Origin of the sequence: Vibrio sp. 661 (genome assembly GCF_033339315.1) — a bacterium.
In the GTDB taxonomy this organism is placed as follows: Bacteria; Pseudomonadota; Gammaproteobacteria; order Enterobacterales; family Vibrionaceae; genus Vibrio; species Vibrio alginolyticus.
This window is the reverse complement of the sequence record NZ_JAWOUJ010000001.1, coordinates 572,821-594,226: the sequence shown is the minus strand read 5'-3', so window position 1 is coordinate 594,226 and position 21,406 is coordinate 572,821. Positions and strand designations below refer to the sequence as shown.

The following is a 21,406-nucleotide window of genomic DNA, read 5'->3' as shown; positions in this document are numbered from 1 at the left end:
CGCAAACTATACTCCCCCCTAGTATTAAATACTACCCCCCAGTATAAATTGAGTGCTACATTATCAGTTAGAATAACTCGGCCCGTAACTTAAAGAAGATAAGACATGTCGCATACAACCAGAGATCAAAAGAAGCTCAACACTCGAGTCAGTAAAATACAGGGTCAGGTGAATGGACTTAAAAAAATGCTGGAAGAAGAGCATGAATGCCAAGATGTGTTGCAGCAGATTGCCGCTATTCGGGGAGCAGTAAATGGTTTGATGCGAGAAGTAATTAAAGGTCACTTACTTGAGCACGTTGTACTTGAGGAAGACAAAACTCAACGTGAAAAAGATATGGAAGTCGTATTAAAAGTACTGGACTCTTATATAAAGTAACCCTACTTCGCTAGAGTAAAGTCACTAGGGTTAAACTCGAATAGATCCTTTATAGGTAATCGCTTACTAAGCGGGAAATAACAATTCCATTTCATATTGATTAAGTTGAAAATGGAACCTATATCGGTTCGAGTTAAATAGTTTATTTATAAGAACTAAAACGGCCCAAACATAGGGCCGTTCATATTATTAAAAAACTCTAAACTATCTGATAAAAATACATATTGTGATAGGTTTTTACTTTATGGAAGAGTACAAGTAAACCTTTATACCTCTTGTAATTCGACGTGCTTAGCGCTGTAAGATTTTGTAAATGCAACACACCCCAAAAGTACAGCAAGTGGTAACACAGGATCAAAGATTGAACCATGAGATCCGAAGAATAAGTTAAGAATCATGACTAATGAACCACCAATAGCCCAAGCAATTGTTGTTGGAATAGTCCAAATAATGAGTTGTTTCTTAACCTCAGTCACCCCCATTAATCGATTAACAATATGGAATAGCGAGTCATTAAAGTAGCCAGCAAATAGAGATCCCATCGTAGCTGCCGTCGCTGCGAATAAAAGGTTAACGTCAGGAATATTTACTAAAACTGGGGCAGATATAGAAGCAGCGGTTATCATGGAGACTGTACCAGAGCCCTGAATAATACGAACTAACGTCGCAATAATAAATGGAATCATAACCGCAGAAATAGGAAGCCCTGCAACTTGGTTAGCAATCTCTGCGCCCGCACCCGTTTCACGCAATACGGCACCTAACGCGCCACCAGCTCCTGTTACTAACAAAATGATGCCACAAGTGGAGATTCCTTGTTCCATCTTTTCATTCGCTTCTTCTTTGGTAAGGTTATTACCCAATGTGTAAACCGCTAATAACGTCGCTATTGATAGTGCAATAGTAGGGCTGCCGATAAAAGCGATAAATTGACCAAATGTTGTTGCAGTCAGCCCTTCGAAACCGAAAGTCCCCTCTAATAAACCCATCACTGATTTCGCAAGTATAAGTAAAATTGGGATAATAATTGGAGCGATAGATTTACTTAAAGATGGTAGGTCTTTCGCTTCTTTACTTGCAATGTACTCTTTGTGATCATTAATCAGTTGCTCACTAGACTTCGAGAAATGTTCGGTTGGAATGAATTCAGGAAACTGCTTTTCTAACCATCTTGCATACCAAACAATACCCATGACACAAGGCGCTGCGATCATCAAACCAAAACCTAACATGCTGGCAAGATCGACACCAAAGATACCAGCAACTCCCAAAGGCCCTGGAGTCGGCGGAATAGCGTGATGCGCTACGACCAAGCCGCCCGCCAGAGCAACCGTAAGCGTTAAAATCGAGCGATTGGACGTTTTTGACAAAGACTTCGCTATTGGATAAAGAATGATAAGCGCGCTATCCACAAAGATGGGGATGCTAACAATATAGCCAGTTACAGCAAGAGCGGCCTCTTCTTTCTTTTTTCCTAACCACTTTATAAAATTATAGGCAATACTTTCTCCTGCTCCAGAAGCCTCTAAAATAGCCCCCATCATAACGCCGAGACCGATGACAATCCCTATACCGCCTAATGTTCCACCAAATCCTTTGCTAACGGTCGCAATCGTGTCGTCAACACTTAACCCACCAATAATACCTGCGATACATGCCGCAATTAACATCGCAATTAACACATGTACTTTTGTACGTAATACAAGAAAAACAAGGACTGATACGGCTACTATTAGTCCAATTACTGAGGTTGGTAACATTAGACAATCTCCATATTGTTAACAGAAATAAATTGTTGTAATACATCCTTGAAATTACTGTCTGATTTAAATCCAAGCTCCAGTTCTTTAGTACAATCAATTTTTTGTGGCCAACTACTCACAATACGATCAATACCCGCATCATGCTCATAGGTAATATAATTAGAAAGTTGTTTACCCATTAGAGTGTCCATTGTTTGAATCATCTCAGCTGGTGTAGTTTGAATACCAGGTAAATTAAGCGTTCTATAGGACAGATTATTTAACTGCTCATAAGGCATTAGCCCTGCATATTGAATATTGTCCACCACTCTAGACGGGCTCGATATCCAAAGTTTTAGCGTAGGGTCTACAGGACAATTTGATTCTTGAGCATTCAAAGGCTCACGAATAATTCCGCTTACGAAAGAGCTAGCGGCAAGGTTTGGTTTCCCAGGGCGAATACAAATAGTCGGTAAACGTACGGATACAGCTTTAACAAAGCCTTTACGGGCATAGTCGTTCACCAATAACTCACCTATAGCTTTTTGCGTCCCGTAGGATGACTGAGGATGAAGTGCTGTTATTGGTGTAATCGTTTCCGGAAGATCACCACCAAATACAGCTAAAGATGAAGCAAACGTAAAACGAATATTAGGGTTTACTTTACGGCAACGCTCAAGCAATAACTGTGTGGTCGTCAGGTTTACAGCTACGCCTAAATCAAAATCTTGCTCAGCATGGCTCGATACAATTGCCGCTAAATGAAAAATGTGTGTCGTTTCGGCAGTAATAACTTGGTCTATATTTTCTCGCTTTGTCATATCCATGACTAAAGAAACGACTCGGTCATCAATGCCCTCTAAGCGCGACTTTTGAATGTCGACAATAGTAATACTTTCAGCTTTGTTTTCTTTTAGTAGTGATTTGGCAAGTAGGGTTCCGAGAAAACCCGCCCCTCCAGTTATGATAATATTCATAGTCACGACCCTTTGTTTTTGTAATTGGTTTCAAGTTATTTATGGATAGAAATTAAAATTGTTATAGGTATGGTTTAACCCAACTAAGGCCTAGCTGCGTGCTATGCCTTGGGTTGTATTCACAACCGATCCAGCCTTGGTAACCAGAGTCATCCAAAACATTGAATAGGTGTGGGTAATTCAGTTCGCCTTCCGATGGTTCGTGCCTTTCAGGCACAGAAGCAATTTGAATATGGCCTGTGTATGGCGCCACATCTCGAATCAACGTACTCAGATCACCGTCCATAATTTGTGCGTGATAGAGATCGAGCTGCAATTTCACGTTTGGACGAGACACTTGTTTGATGAGTTCCACAGCTTCACGTTGATGTGCAACAAAGTAGTTCGGTACATCGCGATTGTTGAGTGGCTCGATCATCAGCTCAACACCTTGCTCGGCAAACTTATCCGCTGCATAACGAATGTTTGAGATAAAGGTTTCAATATGCTGATCACGAGTGAAGCGTGAATCAACAATGCCAGACATAGCGTGAACCTTTTTACAGTTCAGTGCCTTGGCGTACATCAGCGCAGTCTCGACGCTCGTTTTAAATTCATCCTCACGCCCCGGAATAGCTGCAAAACCTCGTTCACCTGCATCCCAATCACCTGGAGGCATGTTGAATAACGCTTGCTCAAAACCAAACTGCTGTATCTTGCTTGCTAGTTCTTGCGCTTCGAATGCGTATGGGAAAAGGTATTCCACCGCTTTGAAGCCCGCTTGGTGTGCTTTTTCGAAACGATCTAGAAAAGGAACTTCTGTGAATAACATTGTCAGATTTGCCGCGAATTTAGCCATTACTTACCTCTCCCTTTTAGGTCTTGAATCTCAGTATCCGTTAAGTAGCGGATGTTGCTGTCTTTAAGAATGAACGCTAGCTTCGCTGTCTCTTCTAGCTCTTCTGCGTTATCCACTGCATCTTCAAAGTCCGTACCCGTGATCACTGGACCATGGTTCGCCAGGAGGAAAGCTCGGTAGTCACTTGCCCGCTGCGCAAGTTCTTCAGCAATCTGAGGGTCGCCCGGGCGCAGGTACGGAATCACTGGCAGTTCGCCAATGCGCATTACAAAGTAAGGTGTGAAAGCTTTGATGGCATTCTCGCGATCTAAACCTTCAAGACAAGAAAGCGCCGTCAAGTAAGTAGAATGTAGATGCACAATCGCATTACACTTTGAGTTATTTCGATAAATCGCCAGATGAAAAGCCACTTCTTTTGATGGCTTTTCACCAGAGATATGGTTGCCATCAATATCCACAACCGAAAGCTCTTCAGCAATCAAGCGGCCGAACGAAGAACCAGTTGGCGTTGCCAGAAAGTGTCCATTAGGCAGTTTTAGAGAAAGGTTGCCAGCGCCGCCAGTCGCATAGCCACGTTCAAACATAGAGCGCGCCATAGTGACCATTTGCTCTCGCAGTTGTTGTTCTGTCATCAATTCTTTATTCATCACAACCTCACCTATTCAAAAAACGACTGTGCTTTGGCAAAGAAGTGTTCATCGCCGAAGTTGCCCGATTTCAGAGCCAAAGAAAGCTCGCCTTCAAGTGACTTCACCCAAGGTACACCTGGTGCGATTTGAGGACCGATATGAAAACCTTTTACGGCTAGGCTTTGGGTTACAACCCCTGAGGTTTCCCCACCCGCAACGATGAAATTTTTCACACCGTGCTGCTGAAGTTTGATTGCAAGTTGGCTAAAGAATTGTTCAACCGCGTGGCTTGAAGCATGCGCGCCAAACTCTTGTTGAATCGCTTTTAACGCCGCTGCATCTGCGGTTGCGTAAACCAGTGGTGCGAACTCGCTTTCGATGTTGGTCATGACCCAATCAAACACTTGATTTGAGTAGTCTTCTTCCGTCAGACACGCCTTCACATCAATAGCAAAGTGTGGCGCTTTTTCTTTGTAAACAGCGACCTGTTGGTTGGTCATGACAGAACAAGATCCAGATAACACAACGGTTGGTGCTTTTTTAGGGTTCCCCTCTTGCTTCGCATCACTTTGATCTTCAAGGCTCTCTATCCAGTTCTTAGCAATACCCGCAGCCAAACCAGAACCACCAGTTACCAGTTTTAGAGACTTCGCCGCTTGGCCAAGTGTGACAAGATGCTCTGCATTGAATGCATCAACCACTGCGTAGCGGTTGCCTTGTACTTTTAGCTCTTCAAAGCGCTCAATTACCGCTTTTGGACCTTGTTCAATTATTTGGAAGTTCACCAGGCCAGATTTGCCTTGAGATTGAGCATCCATCATACGAACTAGGCTTGAATCAGTCATTGGTGTCACAGGGTGATTACGCATACCTGAGTCGCTTAGCAAGTCTTGGAATACAAATAGATGGCCGTTGAAAACTGTGCGACCATTCACTGGTAATGATGGGCAGACAATGGTGAACGCTTCACCTAGCTCTGCAAGCAGTGCATCCGTTACAGGACCAATGTTACCTTCTGCTGTGCTGTCAAACGTTGAGCAGTACTTGAAGTAAAACTGCTGACAGCCATTTGCTTGCAGCCACTTAAGCGCCGCTACTGAATCCTCGATTGCCTCATCTACAGGACAAGAGCGAGATTTAAGACTGATCACGACCGCATCTGCGTTTACATCAATCTCTTCTTTTGGAATACCGTTAAGCTGAACTGTGCGCATGCCGTTTTCTACAAGAAAACCTGCGATGTCTGTTGCGCCAGTAAAGTCGTCTGCGATAACGCCTAATAACATCATTTTTTCTCCGTTTTACGTGCGCTTATTTCTGTTTGTTTTCTACACCTGGAAGCTCAATACCATCAAAAATCTTGATAACGGCACTGTCGTCTTCCTGGCCAAAACCAGCATTGCTTGCACTCAAAAACATGTTTAGTGCTGTGCTTGATAGAGGAAGTGGAAATTTGAGATCTTTTGCTGTGTCCGATACGAGGTTTAGATCTTTCACAAAGATGTCGACCATAGATTTAGGGGAGTAGTCACCATCAACTACATGCTTCATGCGGTTCTCAAACATCCAAGAGTTACCCGCTGCATTCGTCACCACGTCGTACATCAGGTCAAGAGGAATGTTTGCACGTGCCGCTAATGCCATTGCTTCAGCACCAGCTGCGATATGAACACCTGCTAGCAATTGGTGGATAATCTTCACAGTTGCGCCTAGGCCAATCGTTTCACCGATGTTGTAGACTTTAGCTGCCGTTGCGTTGAGTACTGGTTCAAGTGCATCAAATGTGCTTTGCGCTCCCGACGCCATAATAGTCATCTCACCTAATTCTGCTTTTGCAGCACCACCAGATACCGGTGCATCAAGCATCACAAGATTGTGTTCTGCCAATTTCGCTTCAATTTGTTTTGCGTCTTCTGCTGAGATGGTTGCTGAAACCATTACTGGCGTATTCGGCTTAAGCGCTGTAGCAAGACCGGTTTTGAACAAGACCGTGTTAACTTGAGCTGCGTTCACAACAAGAACTAGAACCGAATCAAGCTTATCTGCAAACTCAACTGCATTTGTAGAAACAGCTTTTGCACCGAATGAACCTAACTCTTCAAGCGCTTGAGAATTTAAATCGAAACCATAGACATCTAGGCCTGCACGCACACATGACTTTGCGGCGCCCATTCCCATAGAGCCTAAACCGATAACACCTACAGATTGAACTTCACTCATAAAAACAATGCCTTCTGGTCTATTAAACTTTGTTAATTCTTGTTTGGTTGATGTGATTATATGTGAAGATTAATACTAAGACCTCGCTTTGAATCACATTTTTTCACACAAATTAACAATGTCGTGATATATACCTCTTTATAGGCAGAGATATTCCGAGCAGTTAACACAAGCGAAGGCTGTTCTTACAACGTTGAGAACATAATTCACAGATATTCACAACAAATGAAAAGATTGGTAGGATACTGAAAAACAAGAATATAGAAGTGAAACTATGATCCCAGCAGAACGTCAAAGAACCATATTATCCCTGTTATCACATCAAGAAGTGTTAAGCATTTCAGATTTAACCGACCACCTTGGCGTATCACATATGACCATTCGTCGTGATATCGTGAAGCTTGAATCCTCAGGTAAAGTCGTTTCTGTTTCTGGTGGAGTGCAACTCGCTCAAGCTCTACATTCCGAACTTTCCCATGATGCGAAGGTCGAGCAACAAGCGGATGAAAAAATTCAAATTGGTAAGCTGGCGGCTACGTTAATTGGTCAAGACGCTACGATTTACTTGGATGCGGGAACAACCTCTCTAGAAATCGCCCATCAAATAGCAAATCGTAATGATCTTTTAGTGATCACCAATGACTTCTCTATTGCTGCTTTCCTTATGACGCACAGTGAATGTGAGCTTTACCACACTGGCGGAAAAATTGACCGCGAGAACCAATCCACCATTGGAGGAAAAGTCGCAGAGTTCTTGAATGGGCTAAATATTGATATCGCCTTTATTTCGACTTCATCTTGGAGCTTGAAAGGCTTATCAACACCTAATGAAAATAAAGTTCTCGTTAAAAAAGCAATCATCAAGGCGGCACAAACCAATTATCTGATCTCAGACTCAACTAAATACGGTCAGATAGCGAGCTTTCATGCATTAGACATCGAGCAATTGGACGGAATTATTACCGATCGAAACCTATCCGAAGTGGTCACTCAAGAATTAACGGATAAAGGATTACGTGTGTATAAAGAGTAACACTACCTAAATATCTGAGTTCGCGTAACTTTTATACTCGTTAATTTATAGGTGCTTCCAATATACATAGACCGTGCTGTGTACTTTCTGGCAGAAAACACATCCTTTTGTTTTCTAAATTACCAAATTACTGATTACATCTGGGATATGGAAGCTCACTTCGCTTTATCGCTGCTCGTCACTTGTCATCAAAAATCAAATTCACCGCAATTGCCATCAAAACTAAGCCTAAGATTGGCAGCAAGACACCCAATGGTGAGCGCTCGATGTAAGGCAGATTCTCTGCAATCAATAAGCCCCATTCAGGTTCTGGCGGCTTAACGCCAAGTCCGATAAAACTCAGAGAAGTCAGACTGAGCGTAATGTACGGCAAACGCAGAAACGCGTGACGAATCAATGGCGGCAGCACATAAGGCAACAAGTAGTAGCGGAGTACTCGCCACTGACTGGTTCCCCAAATGGGCGCAAGATGCGTGTAAGGCTGCGCTTTGGCTTCCATCAACAAACTTGCACAGTGCGCTGCTAATGGTGCCCATGACACCATAACAATAGCAATCAAGGCACTGTTTGGGTTCATTCCCGTTAGACCAGCAATCAGCAGACCCGCCACAATGTATGGCACACCTTTGGTGATCTCAATTAAGCCTTGGCTATAACGAGTCACAAAGCCGAGCAGCAAACCAATCACCAAACTTAGGAACGTTGCGATGATGCCCATTTTGATTGTCGACATCATACCGCCACCAACGCGAGCAAGCAGATCTCGCCCGACCGCATCGGCACCAAACGGGGCAGCCAAGCTTGGCGATTCAAGGCGGGTAAATTGGATGGTGTAAGGATCGCGCATTAACGCCCATCCCGCACAACCAATCAGCAAGGCAAAGATTATGGCACTGACGATGCGTTTGGTGGTGCTTTGGGTAAAACGGAACGTGCTGTGACTGCTGATCAGCTTGCCACTTGTGACACTGTGCCCGAGTAACCAGCGTTGCAATAAGATGCTCGCACTACTGATCAACATCGAGAACACCAGCAACACCAACAAGCCACCTTGCAGCATCGGCAGATCTTGTGACTTCGCTGCACCTAAGATCAATCGTCCAATACCCGGAATGGAAAACACCTGTTCCACAGCAACCGCACCGCCGGTTAAACCAATCACCGTCATTGCGATTTGAGGAATCAAGTTACTAACGGCACGCCACAAGGCAAAGCGTAAGATTTGAAACTTACTGACGTTCGCCGATAGCCAAGTGATCACCCAAGGTTCATCTAATACACGCTTGAGGCTGTCATTGAGCAAACGACCGAACAAACCAGCAGCAGGCAATGCCATTGCCAAACTGGGTAACCAGAGGTTTTGCACGCCTTGCCAACCATAAGGTGGGAACCAACCCAACCAAATGGAAAACACCATGATCAGCAGCGAAGCAATCACGTATTCCGGCAGTGAAACCAACACCGAACTGAGCGTGTCATGATGTTTGTCTAAACGATTCTGTTGCCAACGACGCACAGTGTAAAGCACGCTCGCCATGCACATTACAAATGCCATGCCCAGCGCTGTAAGCATCAGTAGTAACGACGTTTTTGCGGTTTGTTGAACGCTCTCCATCACGGATGCGCCGCTCACCCAAGAGACACCTAAGTCTCCTTGCATGGCAAGCGTCAACCAATCCCACAATCGCTCAGCAGCGCTGCGGTCAAGTTGAAGATCCTCTCGAATGGCTTGCAGAGCTTCTGCCGTCAGCAATTGTTGAGCACCCGCACGAGCACGGAGGATTGATTGGCTTGGGTCGATACCTGCAATATCCGGCATCAAACCCACCAGCACAACCACTACCCCGAGTGACAGGAAGCGCGACAAAAAACGCGTAAACCATTCAGGCATACAAGCGCTCCAACGAGAGCGCATGTTGGCAACAGACGACATCGAGTTAGTTCACCTCAGTAAACTGGTCGATCAGGCGACGCTCACGTGGGTCACGTTGTACATTCTTCACGCGGTCACTCTCACCTTGGATTACACGCTCGTGAAGCAGTGGAATCACAGCGTATTGCTCAAGGATTTTGCTTTCTGCTTCGATGATCGCTTGTTGGCGTTTCTCACCCAAAGGCTGACGATCAGCGTGTTTCAATGCTGCGTCCACTTCTTCAGAGCAGAACTGACCTAGGTTGTAAGAACCTTTACAGCTAAAGTCACTTTGCATGTACGCCACTGGGTCACCAGAATCCAGCACCGTTGCACGTGACAACAAGAACGCATCGAACTTACCTGCTAGTGCATCGTTTTCGATTTGTGCGTATTCACGAACGTCTAGCTCAACCACAAAGCCAGCCGCTTCAAGTTGTTGCTTTAGCAGCACCGCTACTTCTGGCAACTCAGCACGGTCGGTAAATGTACCGATGGTGATCTTCTCACCGTTCGCGTGGCGCATTTCCATGGTTTCCATACGAGGGTTCGCATCACGAATTGGTTGAGCCCATGCCAATGCTGGACCTAACAGACCTTTCGCTGAATCGGCGTGGTTCTCGTAAACCGTTTTGATGATTTGCTCACGGTTAACCGCTTGAGCTGCAGCTTTACGCAAACCGAACTGGCCAAACACGTCTGATTTATTGTTTAGGTAAAGCGTGTTGGTACGCGGCATTGCGACTTCGTGCAGCTGTGAAGATTCCATCATCGCGATTTGCGATACAGGAACCGCTTCAACGACATCCGCCTCACCGGTACGCAGCGCTGCAGCACGAGCAAAACCGTTTGGTACGTATTCCGCAAAAATGCTATCTACTTTCGCTTTTTCACCCCAGTAACCATCAAAACGCTTCAATTTAGCGCTGGTTGTCCCGTTGATTTCTGTCAGAACGAATGGGCCCGTACCCGCATTGATTGGCACAACACGACCGTTTTCTTGGTATGCAGCACCAGAAAGGATCGCTAACTGTGGACTAGATAGACGACTTGGCAACAATGGATCGTTAAAGGTCGTTTTGATTTCAACAGTGAAGTCGTCCAATGCGCTAACTTGCCATTCGATACCATCCAAAATGCGTGGTTTTGGTGCGGCATCTAATGCTTTTTGTAGAGAGTTCACAACCGCGTTGGCATCAAGGTCAGAACCATCGTGGAATTTCACGCCCTTACGTACCGTAAATTGCCACGTCATCGGGTCAACTTGTTCCCACTCCGTTGCCAGCATAGGCTCTGCTACCGACTGATCGTTTAGGTTCACTAGCGTTTCTGCCGTGCTCCAACGTGACAGTTTGAACGCGTCATCTGAAAGTGGCGACAGACCTGTGCGTGGTGGCTGCATCATGGCAACGCGAATTTTCGTTGCTTGCGGTGCCGCTGCTTTTTCCGCATCTGGCTTACTTTCGCCAGAGTCAAAACAACCCGTCAGTAGTGCGCTTAAAGCCAGCGACAAAGCTAACTTGGGAGTACTAAGGTGCATAAGAAACCTCTCCAATGGTTTTTGTGAATTCATTACTTTTGTGTTGAGCGCTCATCAAGGCTCTCGTGATCAAGTGCGATGGGTTATTTGTCACGTTTTGTGCCGTGCCGTGTTCGACAACGCGTCCTTTGTCTAACACTAGGATTTCATCGCATAGGGTTTGTGCCGCATCGAGGTCATGTGTCACCAAAATCAGGCGCATCTGACGACTCTTTTGAATGCCTGCCAACAAGTCGAGAATCTGTTTACGACTGACGGGGTCTAAGCTGCTGGTTGGCTCATCGGCAACCAATACGCAAGGCTCAACAATCAAAGCTCTGGCGATAGCCACACGTTGGGCTTGCCCAACTGATAATTGCTGCGGGTTACGATCCAACAATGTGAGATCCAAACCGACATCCGCCAACACCTTTTCCACCTTCTCATTGAGCTCTTGTGTCAAACCAATGTTGCTTAGCGGCTCCAGTAAGATCTGGCGAACGGTGTAATAAGGATTCAAGCTCGATTGCGGCTCTTGCGGAATCAATTGAATGTGCTGGCACAACTCTTGGCGCTGCTTAGCCGAGCTACGCGATAGCGGATAGCCACACACATACACTTCACCAGATGTGGGTTTACGAAGACCAAACAGAAGCTCAATCAAAGTCGATTTACCCGCACCAGAAGGACCAACAATCGCAATGTTCTTTGTGTCGATGGAAAGATCCAATTGTTCGAGCGCTTTAAACGGTTTGCCCCCCAACCAACTTGGTTTGGAGTAATAGTGAACACTGGCTTGCTCAAAGCGAACTTCCGCCGATTTAGGCTGCGTGTGCCCGCTCAAGTTGTGCTTAGTCAAAATAGGCTCCAGAGATGAGGTTAAGGCAGCAGTTGCGCAAGTTGTTGGCAGAAAGGATGCGAACTTTGCTGAATGGCTTGCCAAGGTGCGCCATAAGCCACCATGGTGTTGTCCGCAATCACCAAGACTTTGTCACACGCCAAAGCCGCAGACAGATCGTGCGTGATCAACAAACCACTGATGTTGCGTTGCTGAACACTACTGCGAAACAACTCAAGGATCTCCGCTTCGGTGATTGGATCGAGCGCACTGGTGGGCTCATCAGCGATGATCAAGTTGGCACTACCAAGCAACGCAATCGCAATACAAATACGCTGGCGCTGACCACCAGATAACTGGCTTGGATGCTGCGCTAATGCTGCTTTTGGATCCGCAAATCCGAGTTGAGACAACAAGGTCGTCACGGTGTCTCGGTTTGCTGAAGACAAGCGCGTTTTTTTGCCCGTCAATGCCAAACACAGTTGTTGTTCGACAGACGCCAATGGATTCAGCGCTTTAAGTGCATCTTGGAAAATGACCGCGGGACGCTGCAATTGACTACGTTGCAGCATGACAGTTTGTGCGACTTCACTGCTGTTAAGCTGGATACTTCCGTCTACCCAAATATCAGACGGCAAAAAACCTGCGACGGCTTTCGACAACATGGATTTACCAATGCCGGAAGGTCCCATAATGGCAAGAACTTCACCTTGAGACAGCTCAAAAGAAATGTCTTTGAAGAGTGTACGCTCTGAGTCTGTAAGGCTGAGATTATTAACGGAGAGTATTGGTTGAGAAATCACGGCATAAACTAAATGTAATAATATAACATCACAAATAATATCATGCGGGTTAAAGCAAGGAAACCAGTCGGAAAGGTTATTTCATCACCTTTTTCAGATTTATCAACAAGGGCAGATGGCTCCACCCTTGTTATAAGAACATCTAAATTAGGTCGTTTGTGACAGTGTGAATTAAAGACACTTTTGTTTAACTTGACCGAGGTATCGAAACAAGAAGACAAAGCGCCCAACGTAGAACAAAGTGAATGCCAGCCATAAACCGTGGTTGCCCCAATATTGCACCGCAATCAATTGAGTCACTAAGAACAACACCATGGTTAGAAAGGTAGAGTTACGCACTGGTCGCGTCGTCCCTGTACCGGTAAAGATGCCGTAAAACGTAAGACCAAAACCAGCAACCAACGGGAATGCCAATAACCAAGGGCTCATGTCCAAATACAGCTCAACAAGGTTTGGCAAAGTGGTAAACAACGTCACTAATTGGTGTTTGAACAGCACCAACAACAAGGTCAATACAACGACAAACGCCGCGGTCCATTGCGTGTTTAGCTTAATCACGTTATCAAGCAATGTCGGATTCTTCTGCCCTACTGCTTTACCTGCGAAGACGCTCGACGCATTCGCCACACCATCGAACATGTAGCTGACGATGAAGGTCACTTGCATCAAGATTGCGTTCGCCGCGAGCACATCAGAACCTAGTTGAGAGCCTACACGCGCCATCATGTTGAAGAACACCAGTAGACACACAGTACGAAGCAGCAGATCCATATTGGAAGACGCGATAACTTTGAGATCTTTACGCGTCATTTTTGCGGTCTGAATGTAATCAAACAGCGGGAAGCGACAGGTTTTCAACACCAGCACTGCACCGATAACAAACGTCGAGATTTGTGCGATAAGTGTCGCCACCGCAACACCAGCAATCCCCATATCGAAGTACAACACAAATACGATATCCAGCACGATGTTCAGCACGTTACCAAACACTTGCGTGAACAAGGTTTCTTTGGCTTTCGCCTGCCCCATCAACCAACCAATCACGGTGTAGTTCAGCAGCACAAACGGCGCACCAAAGATCATGATATCGAAGTAAATCTTCGCGTTTTCTGCCACGACGGCATCAGGGGAGATAATCAGCTCTGCCCCCATCCAAATCACGGACTGCAACGCAATGAAAATCAAACCAAGGCAGAGCGAAAGCACGAAAGGACGGTATAAGCTGCTCGCTTGATCTTCCGGGCTATTTTTACCTAATGCGATCGCACTTTGCCCAGTCGTACTGACGCGGAAAAAGCCAAACAGCCAATACAAGGTATTCATGATGACGGTGCCGATCGCTACACCACCAATCATCTCAGCCACACCGAGTTTACCGATCACCGCGGTGTCCACCGCCCCCAATAATGGTTGGGTAACAGTAGAAACGATGAAAGGAAATGCGATTTTAAAATAGTCTTTATGAGTCAGGGACATCTTAAATTATGAACAGGGTTAATTTTTATAAGGTCGCTATCATATGCGAATGGCGTCCGAACATGAACCAAAGTTCGCCAGCAAGGAATAGCATTGATAATTGATACAACCAGCAAACGTATTCTCATACCAAAGCTTGAAATAGGATAACGACTTATGAGAAAAGCCAAATTAACTGCATATAAATGAGTTTCTAGTTTGGAAAGATTGGCGTTTGGTGGAGCATGGCAGATCAGAATGTATCTGCCATGTCATAACGGTAGTGATTGGTGAAAAGAGACCGTACAGATGATATTTAATGCTTGTGGGTTTCATCTGACAATGTTTAGGTCGATACCAAGCCTTATGTTCTGTAAAGCACCTTTACAACATGCCAACCGAACTTGGTTTTAACTAAATGCGGCGTTAACACTTCGCCAGAAAAGCACACTTTGTCGAATTGAGGTACCATTTGACCACGGCGGAATTCACCAAGGTCACCACCGCGTTTGCCTGACGGGCAAGTTGAATACTTCTTCGCTAATGTCTGAAACTTTGCGCCTTTTTTCAGTTGCTTGATTATGTCTTCCGCTTGCTCTTTGTGCTTCACAAGAATATGTAATGCGGCTGCTGTATTTGCCATTGATCTATCTCTCACTATTCTGGTCGCGCAAGTGTACCCAATCCTTTTTAACAGACCAAACATTTCTTAATAATAGCTCAGTGGCAAAGGCCAAAATGCACGTGGAATATAAAATCGTCTATATAATGAGTTTAAAATTCAAACAAGTTTTGCTCAGTTAATCACTATTCTCTAAAAGATTGCCTAAAAAGCTCACATTTGTCTCTCCGATGGTTGAAGCCTTCGTCTGATAAGATTAGATTAGACACAATTCGGTGGTATTTATAAGGTTATTTTCATGGCAAAAGTCGTTAGCAAAGCGAATCAGTCTCAGGGCATGTTGATGTTTAAGCTCACCCTGCAACAGAGTTTCGCTATCGGTACGCTAAAAGTCCGTGAAATCGTCCCATACATGCCAACGACGAAGATCCCTTACTCGCATCATCACGTCATTGGAACCGTTACGATACGTAACTTAACAGTACCAGTGATCGATATGTCAGCGGCTGTTGGCTTTCGTCCTATAAGTGAAGAAGAATATAAAAGCTGCTACTTGATCGTGACAGATTGCTTGCGAACCGTAGTAGCTTTTATGGTTCGTAGTATAGAGAAGATCATTGAGTGCGATTGGAAAGCTATTGAAACGCCACCTCCGAGCGCTGGAAAAAATATTTTCGTGACTGGAATTACTCGCTACGAGGACAAAACTGTTCAAATGCTGGATGTGGAACTGCTACTTTCCAAAATTTATCCGCAGTACGAGAATTCAAAGATACCAATGCTGACAGATATTGAGCGAGAACGCCTAAAAGCACTCAGTATTCTATTGGTGGATGACTCTTCCATCGCTCGTAAACAGCTGTGTGACGCACTCGATAGCATCAATATTGGGTATCAAATCTGTAAAAATGGTTTAGATGCATTGGAACTGATGAAAAGTGACGCTGCGGCTCATCGCCCAATTGATATTCTGGTCAGCGATATTGAAATGCCCGGATTAGACGGTTATGAATTAGCATTTGAAGTTCAGAATAATTCCTCTCTGAACCATTCATACCGCATTTTACATACATCGTTATCGAGCGAAATCTGTGTAGACAGAGCTCACCAAGTTGGCGCGCATGAGGCACTTGAGAAATTCAATGCAGGAGAACTAATCGAAGCGATGCTTCGCGGAGCAAAAGAGCTAGAAGCCAAAGCTATGACTTCTTAACTCTTATTGGACGAGTTGATTTGAGAATATAATGCAGTGCTTGTCCTATCCCTGATGCTCACATCCGCTAATTTCTCAGCTCACTTCTTTGGCATCGCGTAACTACGAGAAACGAATTCCGTCTCTTTGACTTGGTGAGCATGATTAATATAAGAAGCTAGGCTGTAAAGTACATTCGCTAATAAGTTCGCGTAACGAAACAAAATAGGTGCGGGCTGCTTCTTACCTGTATGTTCAACGGCAACTAATGCTCGTACCGTTTTTTTAGCTTGGCAACGGCACAAATGCAATTGACTGGCTGCCGGGTGCCCTCCGGGTAGAACAAAGCCTTTGAAGCCGCCATCAATACGTTGCTTGAGCAAAGCATAATCGGCCTTTAACTCTTCAACTTCCGTCTCTGTAATCGCTAATTTCCCGCGAACCGAACCATTTAGATGATAAACATTAGGCTGCATTCTTGTCAGTATATCGCGGCTAAACTCGTCCAACTCCATAGCGAGAACAAGGCCAATACGACTACAAAGTTCATCTGCTGTAATTTCAAAGTCACAAACCGGACTGTCCTCGTAAATAAACGGATAGCAAATCTCGCTCAATTCCTTACTTACAGGTTTCATGCTTTTGTTCCAATATAAAAAAGGGAGTCAGTATAACCTAACTCCCTTTAAACGTTCATTATGCCAAATGATCGACATTCATATGATCGGTTTACAATCAGGCACTTTCGACTTTCTTGTGACCTTCTTGAAGGTGAACAAAATCGACTAAATCATCACCAGACACTTGATACGCCTGACCAAAACCTTTAACAAATAGCCCCGATTCTGGCTTTAAGTTGAACAAAACGAAATCCTCTAGCTGGCTTAGACCATCAATAATCTCACCAAAACGCTCTTTCATTTGTCCAACAACTTGTTGCCACATCTCTGTGTCTCGCTCAACTACATTTGCTACCGCATCAAAAGTTAAGCGCTTACGAGCAAACAGCTGCTTTGAAGACTCTTCATCTTCGATCATCATCAATGAAACATTTGGATTTTCTAAAAGGTTACGGGCATGACGAGCGATTTTAGAAATGAGAACGAAATAACCTTCCTGGTTTTGGACATAAGGCGCGTAGCTTACATTCGGGCGACCTTCTGCATCGACAGTTGCAAGCTGAAGTGTACGGCGCTCCTGACGAAACTCTTTGATCTCTGGCCCTAAACGACCTTGCAAACGCTCTTGTTTAACTTGTTGATCCATATTGATACCTGACTTTACTAATTAGTATTCGAGTTAAGCCTCGATTATGTTTGTGATTACTTTTTTAATTCGGCTTGTAGGGCGCGAAATGCGGTGACTTGCTCTTCAATCAACTCGCGCTTTTCGTTACGGCCTAAATAAATCTTGAAAATATTGCTTCCACACTCTGAGAAAAAACCAAAATAGTGACTCTCTCTACCCATAAACGGTTTACTGACTAATGCGACATTTTTAACGTTATCTAATTTAAGGTGGCCGTGCAGTTCACCTTCTCTACCCATTAAATTGTAATAGCCACGCGCCACTTTTCCTTTTGGAAACGGCGCTTTAACTTCAAAGATAGAACCAAAAGAGTGGACGATGGTCGTCACCGGGCCAAAACCAACCAAACTTTCTAAGATGCTTTGCGCTTGCTCTCCTGGTGCAATAGCCACCATTTCCTGAGGTAGAGCCGCAACAACCTCAAACTCGGAAATGCCAAGACGCTCTGCTATCGCAGCTGGCAATAATTGTGGTTCTTGCTCTAGTAATACTTCAACTTGTTGCTTGATTGATTCCATTGTGTCTTCCGTTTTTGTTCAATTTGTTTTCATTAATTATTGAATGCTTTCGGTACCGTTTCGTTCATCTCTGACGTGAGTACCTGAATACAACTTTGAGCCAATGACACTGCCCAGAAGCTGCCTGCAAGAGTAAGGACTGCGCTACGTTCATGTAGCTGTACTAAGCCTTTCGCTTGCCACACTTTAAATAGAGGCAATAAAAACACGAACGCGTCCTCTCCCATAAATGATGGAAGTTGATTTGCTTGAACAATGCCACGGTCAAACGCAGATTTGAGTGCAGAAAAAAGTGGTTCTAGAGGGCTTTGCTTCATCATCATCGCGATGGTGCTTTGACCTTCTTTGACCGCTTTAATATAGGTCTCTAGTGTGCGGTGTTGCATCATCCCGTAGCCACCGATATTACCTCCAGCACCACAGCCAATTGGCAATACCTCTGCATAAGTCTTGGCTAAACTATTGTATAAACTACGCTCGCGGTTATCGATTGCCCAATGGTTCACGCTAAGTTGCTTCATATGGTGTTTGGCCATAAAGTTCACACCGAGCTCGTACATTCCCGCTTTTTCTGGTGTGGTCGCAGGTGGCGGGATTTTTCCCTTTTCTACGAGGTTGAGCATGGGCGCTGACCCACCAACCACTAACTGATACAAATCCAGTCCGTGTGCGCCAGTCGAGAGGAAATCATTTAAATCTTGCTCTAACACTTCTTTGGTTTGATAAGGTAAGCCATAGAGTAAATCGATAATGACCGGAATTTTGTCTTCTTTGGCGATCTCGCTCACTCGTTTGAGGACATCTTCCCTATCATCTAAACGTTTTGCGCTGCGGCGCACTTGTGTATTAAAACTTTGCACACCAAAAGAGAAACGATTAAAACCACCCTCTAAAGCGCCTTGATACAACTCATCAGAAAAACGATTGATGCGACCTTCTAAGGTGATTTCGCAGTCTGCAGCCAAAGGAAAGTGGTCTCGGATAGCCTGGCCTAACACACGAACCTGTACTGGAGATAAATCCGTTGGCGTTCCGCCCCCGATATATACGGCGTGAAAAATACCATTTTGTGTCCAAGGTAATACCGCTTTCTCTCTAAGCTCCTGCATTAATGCTTCAAAGTACTCATCAACCAGTGTGCGACTTGCAGCATTTTGAAAGAAGTTACAAAAAGTGCAACGAACGCGACAAAACGGAACATGAATATAAAGACAGCGTTTATTGGTCGCTTTAATTGAGTTAGCCGTAATACTCGAAAAAATCGCCTGTTGTTGAGACGAGGGCACAGGTACGCTCGCTCCCCCGGCATGTGCAGAATGCTTCTTAACAAAAGCAAATCGCAATGGATCAGGACTATCACTGCCCAACACTGATTCATCAAGCTTATCGATATCGACGCTCATATATACTCGCTTAACTCCCATCATGTAAGGGATGGAAGCTGATCTTAAAAATTCTGCAAGAATCATAATTTGAGCGTAATGATAATGCAATTGATAATTGATCTTATTTCCATTGTAAGTAATAATCTGCCCAAGTTTTCATAGTTTCCCGAGATATTCCGTGAACGTACAAAGATATGTCATTGCAGGAGGTGCTTCCCTTGCCATCCATGCCGCACTTCTTTTTGTTTCTCAAGAGACAAAGGTGTTCGCGATGCCGGCTGGAAACCCAGCAAGTTCGGTAAGTCTAAATCTTGTGTCTGCTCCTCCCGCTGTCGAAAAATCTACACCAGAAAATGTAGCGCCACCAAAAGAGCAGCAGCCTCAAGACCAACCTGAACCAGAAAAGAAGATTGTAAAAAAACAGGTCGTCAAGAAAGACGCTGTTAAGAAGAAGGTAGTAGAGAAAAAACCTGAACCGGTTAAACAATCTAAACCTAAAGCGGTCGAGCCCACCAAAACCGTAACAAAGCAAAAGGTTCAGCCCGAAGCGAAACCAAAGAAAAAAACGGAACCAGTGAAGAAAGAGACGGTAGCTCAACAATCCGCACCTGCGAGCCAATCCAAAGGGGCAACGTCTCAGCCTGTCTTGGTCGACAAACCAACGTTTGTGAGTCAACCAACACAACCCCGTTACCCAAGATCTGCACAAAGACGCGGTATTGAGGGTGTAGCCTTGTATGAGATATGGCTAGATGAGAATGGTAACCAGATTAAACAGGTTTTGATTGAGTCTTCCGGCACAGAGTCGCTAGATGCCTCAGCACTTCGTGCGATCAAACAGTGGCAATTTACACCACATATTTCAGGTGGGCTAAAAGTCGCTCACCGAGTACAAGTACCTGTTCGTTTTAAGTTGGATGGATAATGGAACAACTACAAGAATTACAAACTCAATTTGGGCTGATGACATGGCCTTTGATCATTTGCTCAGCTCTAACGGTGATGATCATCGCCGAGCGATTATTCCATGTGTTAATTAGCCTTGGTGTAGGAAAGCGAGCCATTCGCCAAAAGCTCACAGGATTAGACCCAACAAATGGGAGCGAGCTTGAAGCACTTGCTGAAGAGTTGTCGAATAAGCGGCCGCTTCTGTACCGTGGTGTTGCGATGTTGCTTGCTCATCATTCTTTCTCGAAATCTTTAAGAGAGGATGCCGCAGGTATTTGGCTGCAAGAAAAACGCCATCAGCTGCATTCCGGCCTTCGTTTGCTGACGCTGATTGGCGTCATCAGCCCTTTAATTGGCTTGCTTGGTACGGTACTTGGCTTAATTGACATGTTTAAAGGCATCGCGGTTTCAACGGGGAATATCACTCCGAATGATTTGGCTGACGGCCTAGGTCTTGCTATGCGCACCACTGCCGCGGGTCTCATTATCGCACTTCCTGCCATTTCAGGAGCGCAGATCATTGGTTTGTGGGCGGATCGTGTAATCGCCAAGCTTGAGCACACTTTAAACTACGTCAACTTATGGCTTGAAGGTATCTCGTTACAGCATGTCTCGCCAGACCACTCAAAAGTAACACTGCGCTCTTCTGAGAAGATTGAGGCTGCAACTCAATGATTAAAACACCACAAGAAAATAGTCGTAACGGTTTAGCCCCCGATTTAACACCGCTGTTAGACATTATTTTTATCGTCATGGTTTTCCTGATGTTAACCGCAGCGGTCAAACTCGATTCATTAGACGTCAATTTACCGAGCACAGAATCTCAGGCTGTTGCAGATGTCGATAAGCAATCCATCACGGTAAATATTCTTAAAGACGAGCCTTACTGGGCTATTAACGGCAAGACATATATCGATTGGGACAACTTTACCCTCGCGCTGTTAGAAGAGAGTAAGTCAAGCGATAAACCGATTGTAATTGGAGCAGAAAAAACCGCGAATATTCAGTCGCTAGTACAACTTCTCGGCTTTTTACAAGAAAACGGAATTCAAGCAACTCAGTTACTCACTGAAGAGCCATCATAAAAAT

The 21,406-nt window shown here is 44.8% G+C and carries 22 protein-coding genes; 6 read left to right on the top strand and 16 right to left on the bottom strand.

The window, feature by feature from the left end; genetic code table 11:
* Positions 1-105: 105 nt before the first annotated feature.
* Positions 106-378 carry a Ni(II)/Co(II)-binding transcriptional repressor RcnR gene (rcnR, locus tag R7P69_RS02745; RefSeq protein WP_005375370.1) on the top strand — a complete coding sequence of 91 codons (273 nt, stop codon included), beginning with the start codon at positions 106-108 and terminating at the stop codon, positions 376-378.
* Positions 379-644: 266 nt separating this feature from the next.
* On the opposite strand, the gene R7P69_RS02740 is transcribed toward rcnR, so the two are convergent.
* The 6 genes from R7P69_RS02740 to ltnD form a co-directional block, all read right to left on the bottom strand.
* On the bottom strand, positions 645-2,138 hold the full coding sequence (locus tag R7P69_RS02740) for a GntP family permease (RefSeq protein ID WP_005375369.1): 1,494 nt from the start codon (positions 2,136-2,138) through the stop codon (positions 645-647).
* Positions 2,138-3,097, bottom strand: a complete 960-nt coding sequence (gene denD, locus R7P69_RS02735; protein ID WP_005375367.1) for a D-erythronate dehydrogenase — start codon at positions 3,095-3,097, stop codon at positions 2,138-2,140. Before denD ends, R7P69_RS02740 begins: the two co-directional genes overlap by 1 nt.
* Before the next feature lie 61 nt (positions 3,098-3,158).
* Entirely contained in the window at positions 3,159-3,935 is a 777-nt protein-coding gene (gene otnI / locus R7P69_RS02730; RefSeq protein WP_238952527.1) for a 2-oxo-tetronate isomerase, read from the bottom strand.
* Positions 3,935-4,582: an aldolase gene (locus R7P69_RS02725; protein WP_005385078.1), complete on the bottom strand. Its 648-nt coding sequence runs from the start codon at positions 4,580-4,582 to the stop codon at positions 3,935-3,937. The genes otnI and R7P69_RS02725 overlap by 1 nt, the downstream gene beginning before the upstream one ends.
* An 11-nt stretch (positions 4,583-4,593) precedes the next feature.
* Entirely contained in the window at positions 4,594-5,850 is a 1,257-nt protein-coding gene (gene otnK / locus R7P69_RS02720) for a 3-oxo-tetronate kinase (RefSeq protein WP_031777204.1), read from the bottom strand.
* A gap of 25 nt (positions 5,851-5,875) precedes the next feature.
* Positions 5,876-6,784, bottom strand: coding sequence for an L-threonate dehydrogenase (ltnD, locus tag R7P69_RS02715; RefSeq protein WP_238952525.1), 909 nt, complete (start codon positions 6,782-6,784; stop codon positions 5,876-5,878).
* A gap of 274 nt (positions 6,785-7,058) precedes the next feature.
* On the opposite strand from ltnD, the gene R7P69_RS02710 reads away from it, so the two are divergent.
* Positions 7,059-7,817 carry a DeoR/GlpR family DNA-binding transcription regulator gene (locus R7P69_RS02710; RefSeq protein ID WP_005375354.1) on the top strand — a complete coding sequence of 253 codons (759 nt, stop codon included), beginning with the start codon at positions 7,059-7,061 and terminating at the stop codon, positions 7,815-7,817.
* A 178-nt stretch (positions 7,818-7,995) separates the two neighbouring features.
* On the opposite strand, the gene R7P69_RS02705 is transcribed toward R7P69_RS02710, so the two are convergent.
* The 6 genes from R7P69_RS02705 to ppiC all read right to left on the bottom strand — a co-directional run bounded on the left by R7P69_RS02705 (position 7,996) and on the right by ppiC (position 15,050).
* Entirely contained in the window at positions 7,996-9,750 is a 1,755-nt protein-coding gene (locus R7P69_RS02705) for an ABC transporter permease subunit (protein ID WP_005375352.1), read from the bottom strand.
* A 4-nt stretch (positions 9,751-9,754) separates the two neighbouring features.
* Positions 9,755-11,269, bottom strand: coding sequence for an ABC transporter substrate-binding protein (locus R7P69_RS02700; protein WP_238952524.1), 1,515 nt, complete (start codon positions 11,267-11,269; stop codon positions 9,755-9,757).
* Complete coding sequence (locus tag R7P69_RS02695) at positions 11,259-12,107, bottom strand: ABC transporter ATP-binding protein (protein WP_054701280.1); 849 nt, start codon at positions 12,105-12,107, stop codon at positions 11,259-11,261. The genes R7P69_RS02700 and R7P69_RS02695 overlap by 11 nt, the downstream gene beginning before the upstream one ends.
* Before the next feature lie 20 nt (positions 12,108-12,127).
* Positions 12,128-12,889: an ATP-binding cassette domain-containing protein gene (locus R7P69_RS02690; RefSeq protein WP_104976471.1), complete on the bottom strand. Its 762-nt coding sequence runs from the start codon at positions 12,887-12,889 to the stop codon at positions 12,128-12,130.
* A 171-nt stretch (positions 12,890-13,060) separates the two neighbouring features.
* Positions 13,061-14,365, bottom strand: a complete 1,305-nt coding sequence (locus R7P69_RS02685; RefSeq protein WP_238952523.1) for an MATE family efflux transporter — start codon at positions 14,363-14,365, stop codon at positions 13,061-13,063.
* Between the two features lie 343 nt (positions 14,366-14,708).
* The gene (gene ppiC / locus R7P69_RS02680; protein ID WP_080276970.1) at positions 14,709-15,050 is read right to left on the bottom strand and encodes a peptidylprolyl isomerase PpiC; all 342 of its coding nucleotides are present in this window, start codon (positions 15,048-15,050) and stop codon (positions 14,709-14,711) included.
* A 214-nt stretch (positions 15,051-15,264) separates the two neighbouring features.
* Here ppiC and R7P69_RS02675 point away from each other — a divergent pair, with 214 nt between their 5' ends.
* On the top strand, positions 15,265-16,179 hold the full coding sequence (locus R7P69_RS02675; RefSeq protein ID WP_005385059.1) for a chemotaxis protein: 915 nt from the start codon (positions 15,265-15,267) through the stop codon (positions 16,177-16,179).
* A gap of 80 nt (positions 16,180-16,259) precedes the next feature.
* Here the strand turns inward: R7P69_RS02675 and R7P69_RS02670 are convergent, their stop codons facing one another.
* The 4 genes from R7P69_RS02670 to hutW all read right to left on the bottom strand — a co-directional run bounded on the left by R7P69_RS02670 (position 16,260) and on the right by hutW (position 19,387).
* The gene (locus R7P69_RS02670; RefSeq protein WP_005375333.1) at positions 16,260-16,796 is read right to left on the bottom strand and encodes an ATP:cob(I)alamin adenosyltransferase; all 537 of its coding nucleotides are present in this window, start codon (positions 16,794-16,796) and stop codon (positions 16,260-16,262) included.
* Between the two features lie 97 nt (positions 16,797-16,893).
* Positions 16,894-17,424 (bottom strand): heme utilization protein HutZ, encoded by a 531-nt coding sequence (hutZ, locus tag R7P69_RS02665; RefSeq protein ID WP_005375331.1) that lies wholly within the window; start codon positions 17,422-17,424, stop codon positions 16,894-16,896.
* Between the two features lie 56 nt (positions 17,425-17,480).
* Positions 17,481-17,984 carry a heme utilization cystosolic carrier protein HutX gene (hutX, locus tag R7P69_RS02660; protein ID WP_238952522.1) on the bottom strand — a complete coding sequence of 168 codons (504 nt, stop codon included), beginning with the start codon at positions 17,982-17,984 and terminating at the stop codon, positions 17,481-17,483.
* 32 nt (positions 17,985-18,016) lie between these two features.
* On the bottom strand, positions 18,017-19,387 hold the full coding sequence (hutW, locus tag R7P69_RS02655; protein WP_238952521.1) for a heme anaerobic degradation radical SAM methyltransferase ChuW/HutW: 1,371 nt from the start codon (positions 19,385-19,387) through the stop codon (positions 18,017-18,019).
* Positions 19,388-19,547: 160 nt separating this feature from the next.
* On the opposite strand from hutW, the gene R7P69_RS02650 reads away from it, so the two are divergent.
* The 3 genes from R7P69_RS02650 to R7P69_RS02640 are packed head-to-tail and all read left to right on the top strand — an operon-like array spanning position 19,548 to position 21,402.
* Positions 19,548-20,294, top strand: coding sequence for an energy transducer TonB (locus R7P69_RS02650; RefSeq protein ID WP_064354554.1), 747 nt, complete (start codon positions 19,548-19,550; stop codon positions 20,292-20,294).
* Complete coding sequence (locus R7P69_RS02645; protein ID WP_005385044.1) at positions 20,294-20,992, top strand: MotA/TolQ/ExbB proton channel family protein; 699 nt, start codon at positions 20,294-20,296, stop codon at positions 20,990-20,992. The genes R7P69_RS02650 and R7P69_RS02645 overlap by 1 nt, the downstream gene beginning before the upstream one ends.
* On the top strand, positions 20,989-21,402 hold the full coding sequence (locus R7P69_RS02640) for an ExbD/TolR family protein (protein WP_047101737.1): 414 nt from the start codon (positions 20,989-20,991) through the stop codon (positions 21,400-21,402). Before R7P69_RS02645 ends, R7P69_RS02640 begins: the two co-directional genes overlap by 4 nt.
* Positions 21,403-21,406: the final 4 nt, after the last annotated feature.

Coding starts and splice junctions, on each gene's coding strand:
- hutX (WP_238952522.1), bottom strand. CDS start 17,984: ATGGAATCAATCAAGCAACAAGTTGAAGTATTACTAGAGCAAGAACCA.
- hutZ (WP_005375331.1), bottom strand. CDS start 17,424: ATGGATCAACAAGTTAAACAAGAGCGTTTGCAAGGTCGTTTAGGGCCA.
- R7P69_RS02685 (WP_238952523.1), bottom strand. CDS start 14,365: ATGTCCCTGACTCATAAAGACTATTTTAAAATCGCATTTCCTTTCATC.
- R7P69_RS02700 (WP_238952524.1), bottom strand. CDS start 11,269: ATGCACCTTAGTACTCCCAAGTTAGCTTTGTCGCTGGCTTTAAGCGCA.
- denD (WP_005375367.1), bottom strand. CDS start 3,097: ATGAATATTATCATAACTGGAGGGGCGGGTTTTCTCGGAACCCTACTT.
- rcnR (WP_005375370.1), top strand. CDS start 106: ATGTCGCATACAACCAGAGATCAAAAGAAGCTCAACACTCGAGTCAGT.
- ppiC (WP_080276970.1), bottom strand. CDS start 15,050: ATGTTTGGTCTGTTAAAAAGGATTGGGTACACTTGCGCGACCAGAATA.
- otnK (WP_031777204.1), bottom strand. CDS start 5,850: ATGTTATTAGGCGTTATCGCAGACGACTTTACTGGCGCAACAGACATC.
- R7P69_RS02740 (WP_005375369.1), bottom strand. CDS start 2,138: ATGTTACCAACCTCAGTAATTGGACTAATAGTAGCCGTATCAGTCCTT.
- R7P69_RS02675 (WP_005385059.1), top strand. CDS start 15,265: ATGGCAAAAGTCGTTAGCAAAGCGAATCAGTCTCAGGGCATGTTGATG.
- R7P69_RS02725 (WP_005385078.1), bottom strand. CDS start 4,582: ATGAATAAAGAATTGATGACAGAACAACAACTGCGAGAGCAAATGGTC.
- otnI (WP_238952527.1), bottom strand. CDS start 3,935: ATGGCTAAATTCGCGGCAAATCTGACAATGTTATTCACAGAAGTTCCT.
- R7P69_RS02705 (WP_005375352.1), bottom strand. CDS start 9,750: ATGTCGTCTGTTGCCAACATGCGCTCTCGTTGGAGCGCTTGTATGCCT.
- R7P69_RS02710 (WP_005375354.1), top strand. CDS start 7,059: ATGATCCCAGCAGAACGTCAAAGAACCATATTATCCCTGTTATCACAT.
- R7P69_RS02645 (WP_005385044.1), top strand. CDS start 20,294: ATGGAACAACTACAAGAATTACAAACTCAATTTGGGCTGATGACATGG.
- R7P69_RS02640 (WP_047101737.1), top strand. CDS start 20,989: ATGATTAAAACACCACAAGAAAATAGTCGTAACGGTTTAGCCCCCGAT.
- ltnD (WP_238952525.1), bottom strand. CDS start 6,784: ATGAGTGAAGTTCAATCTGTAGGTGTTATCGGTTTAGGCTCTATGGGA.
- R7P69_RS02670 (WP_005375333.1), bottom strand. CDS start 16,796: ATGAAACCTGTAAGTAAGGAATTGAGCGAGATTTGCTATCCGTTTATT.
- hutW (WP_238952521.1), bottom strand. CDS start 19,387: ATGAGCGTCGATATCGATAAGCTTGATGAATCAGTGTTGGGCAGTGAT.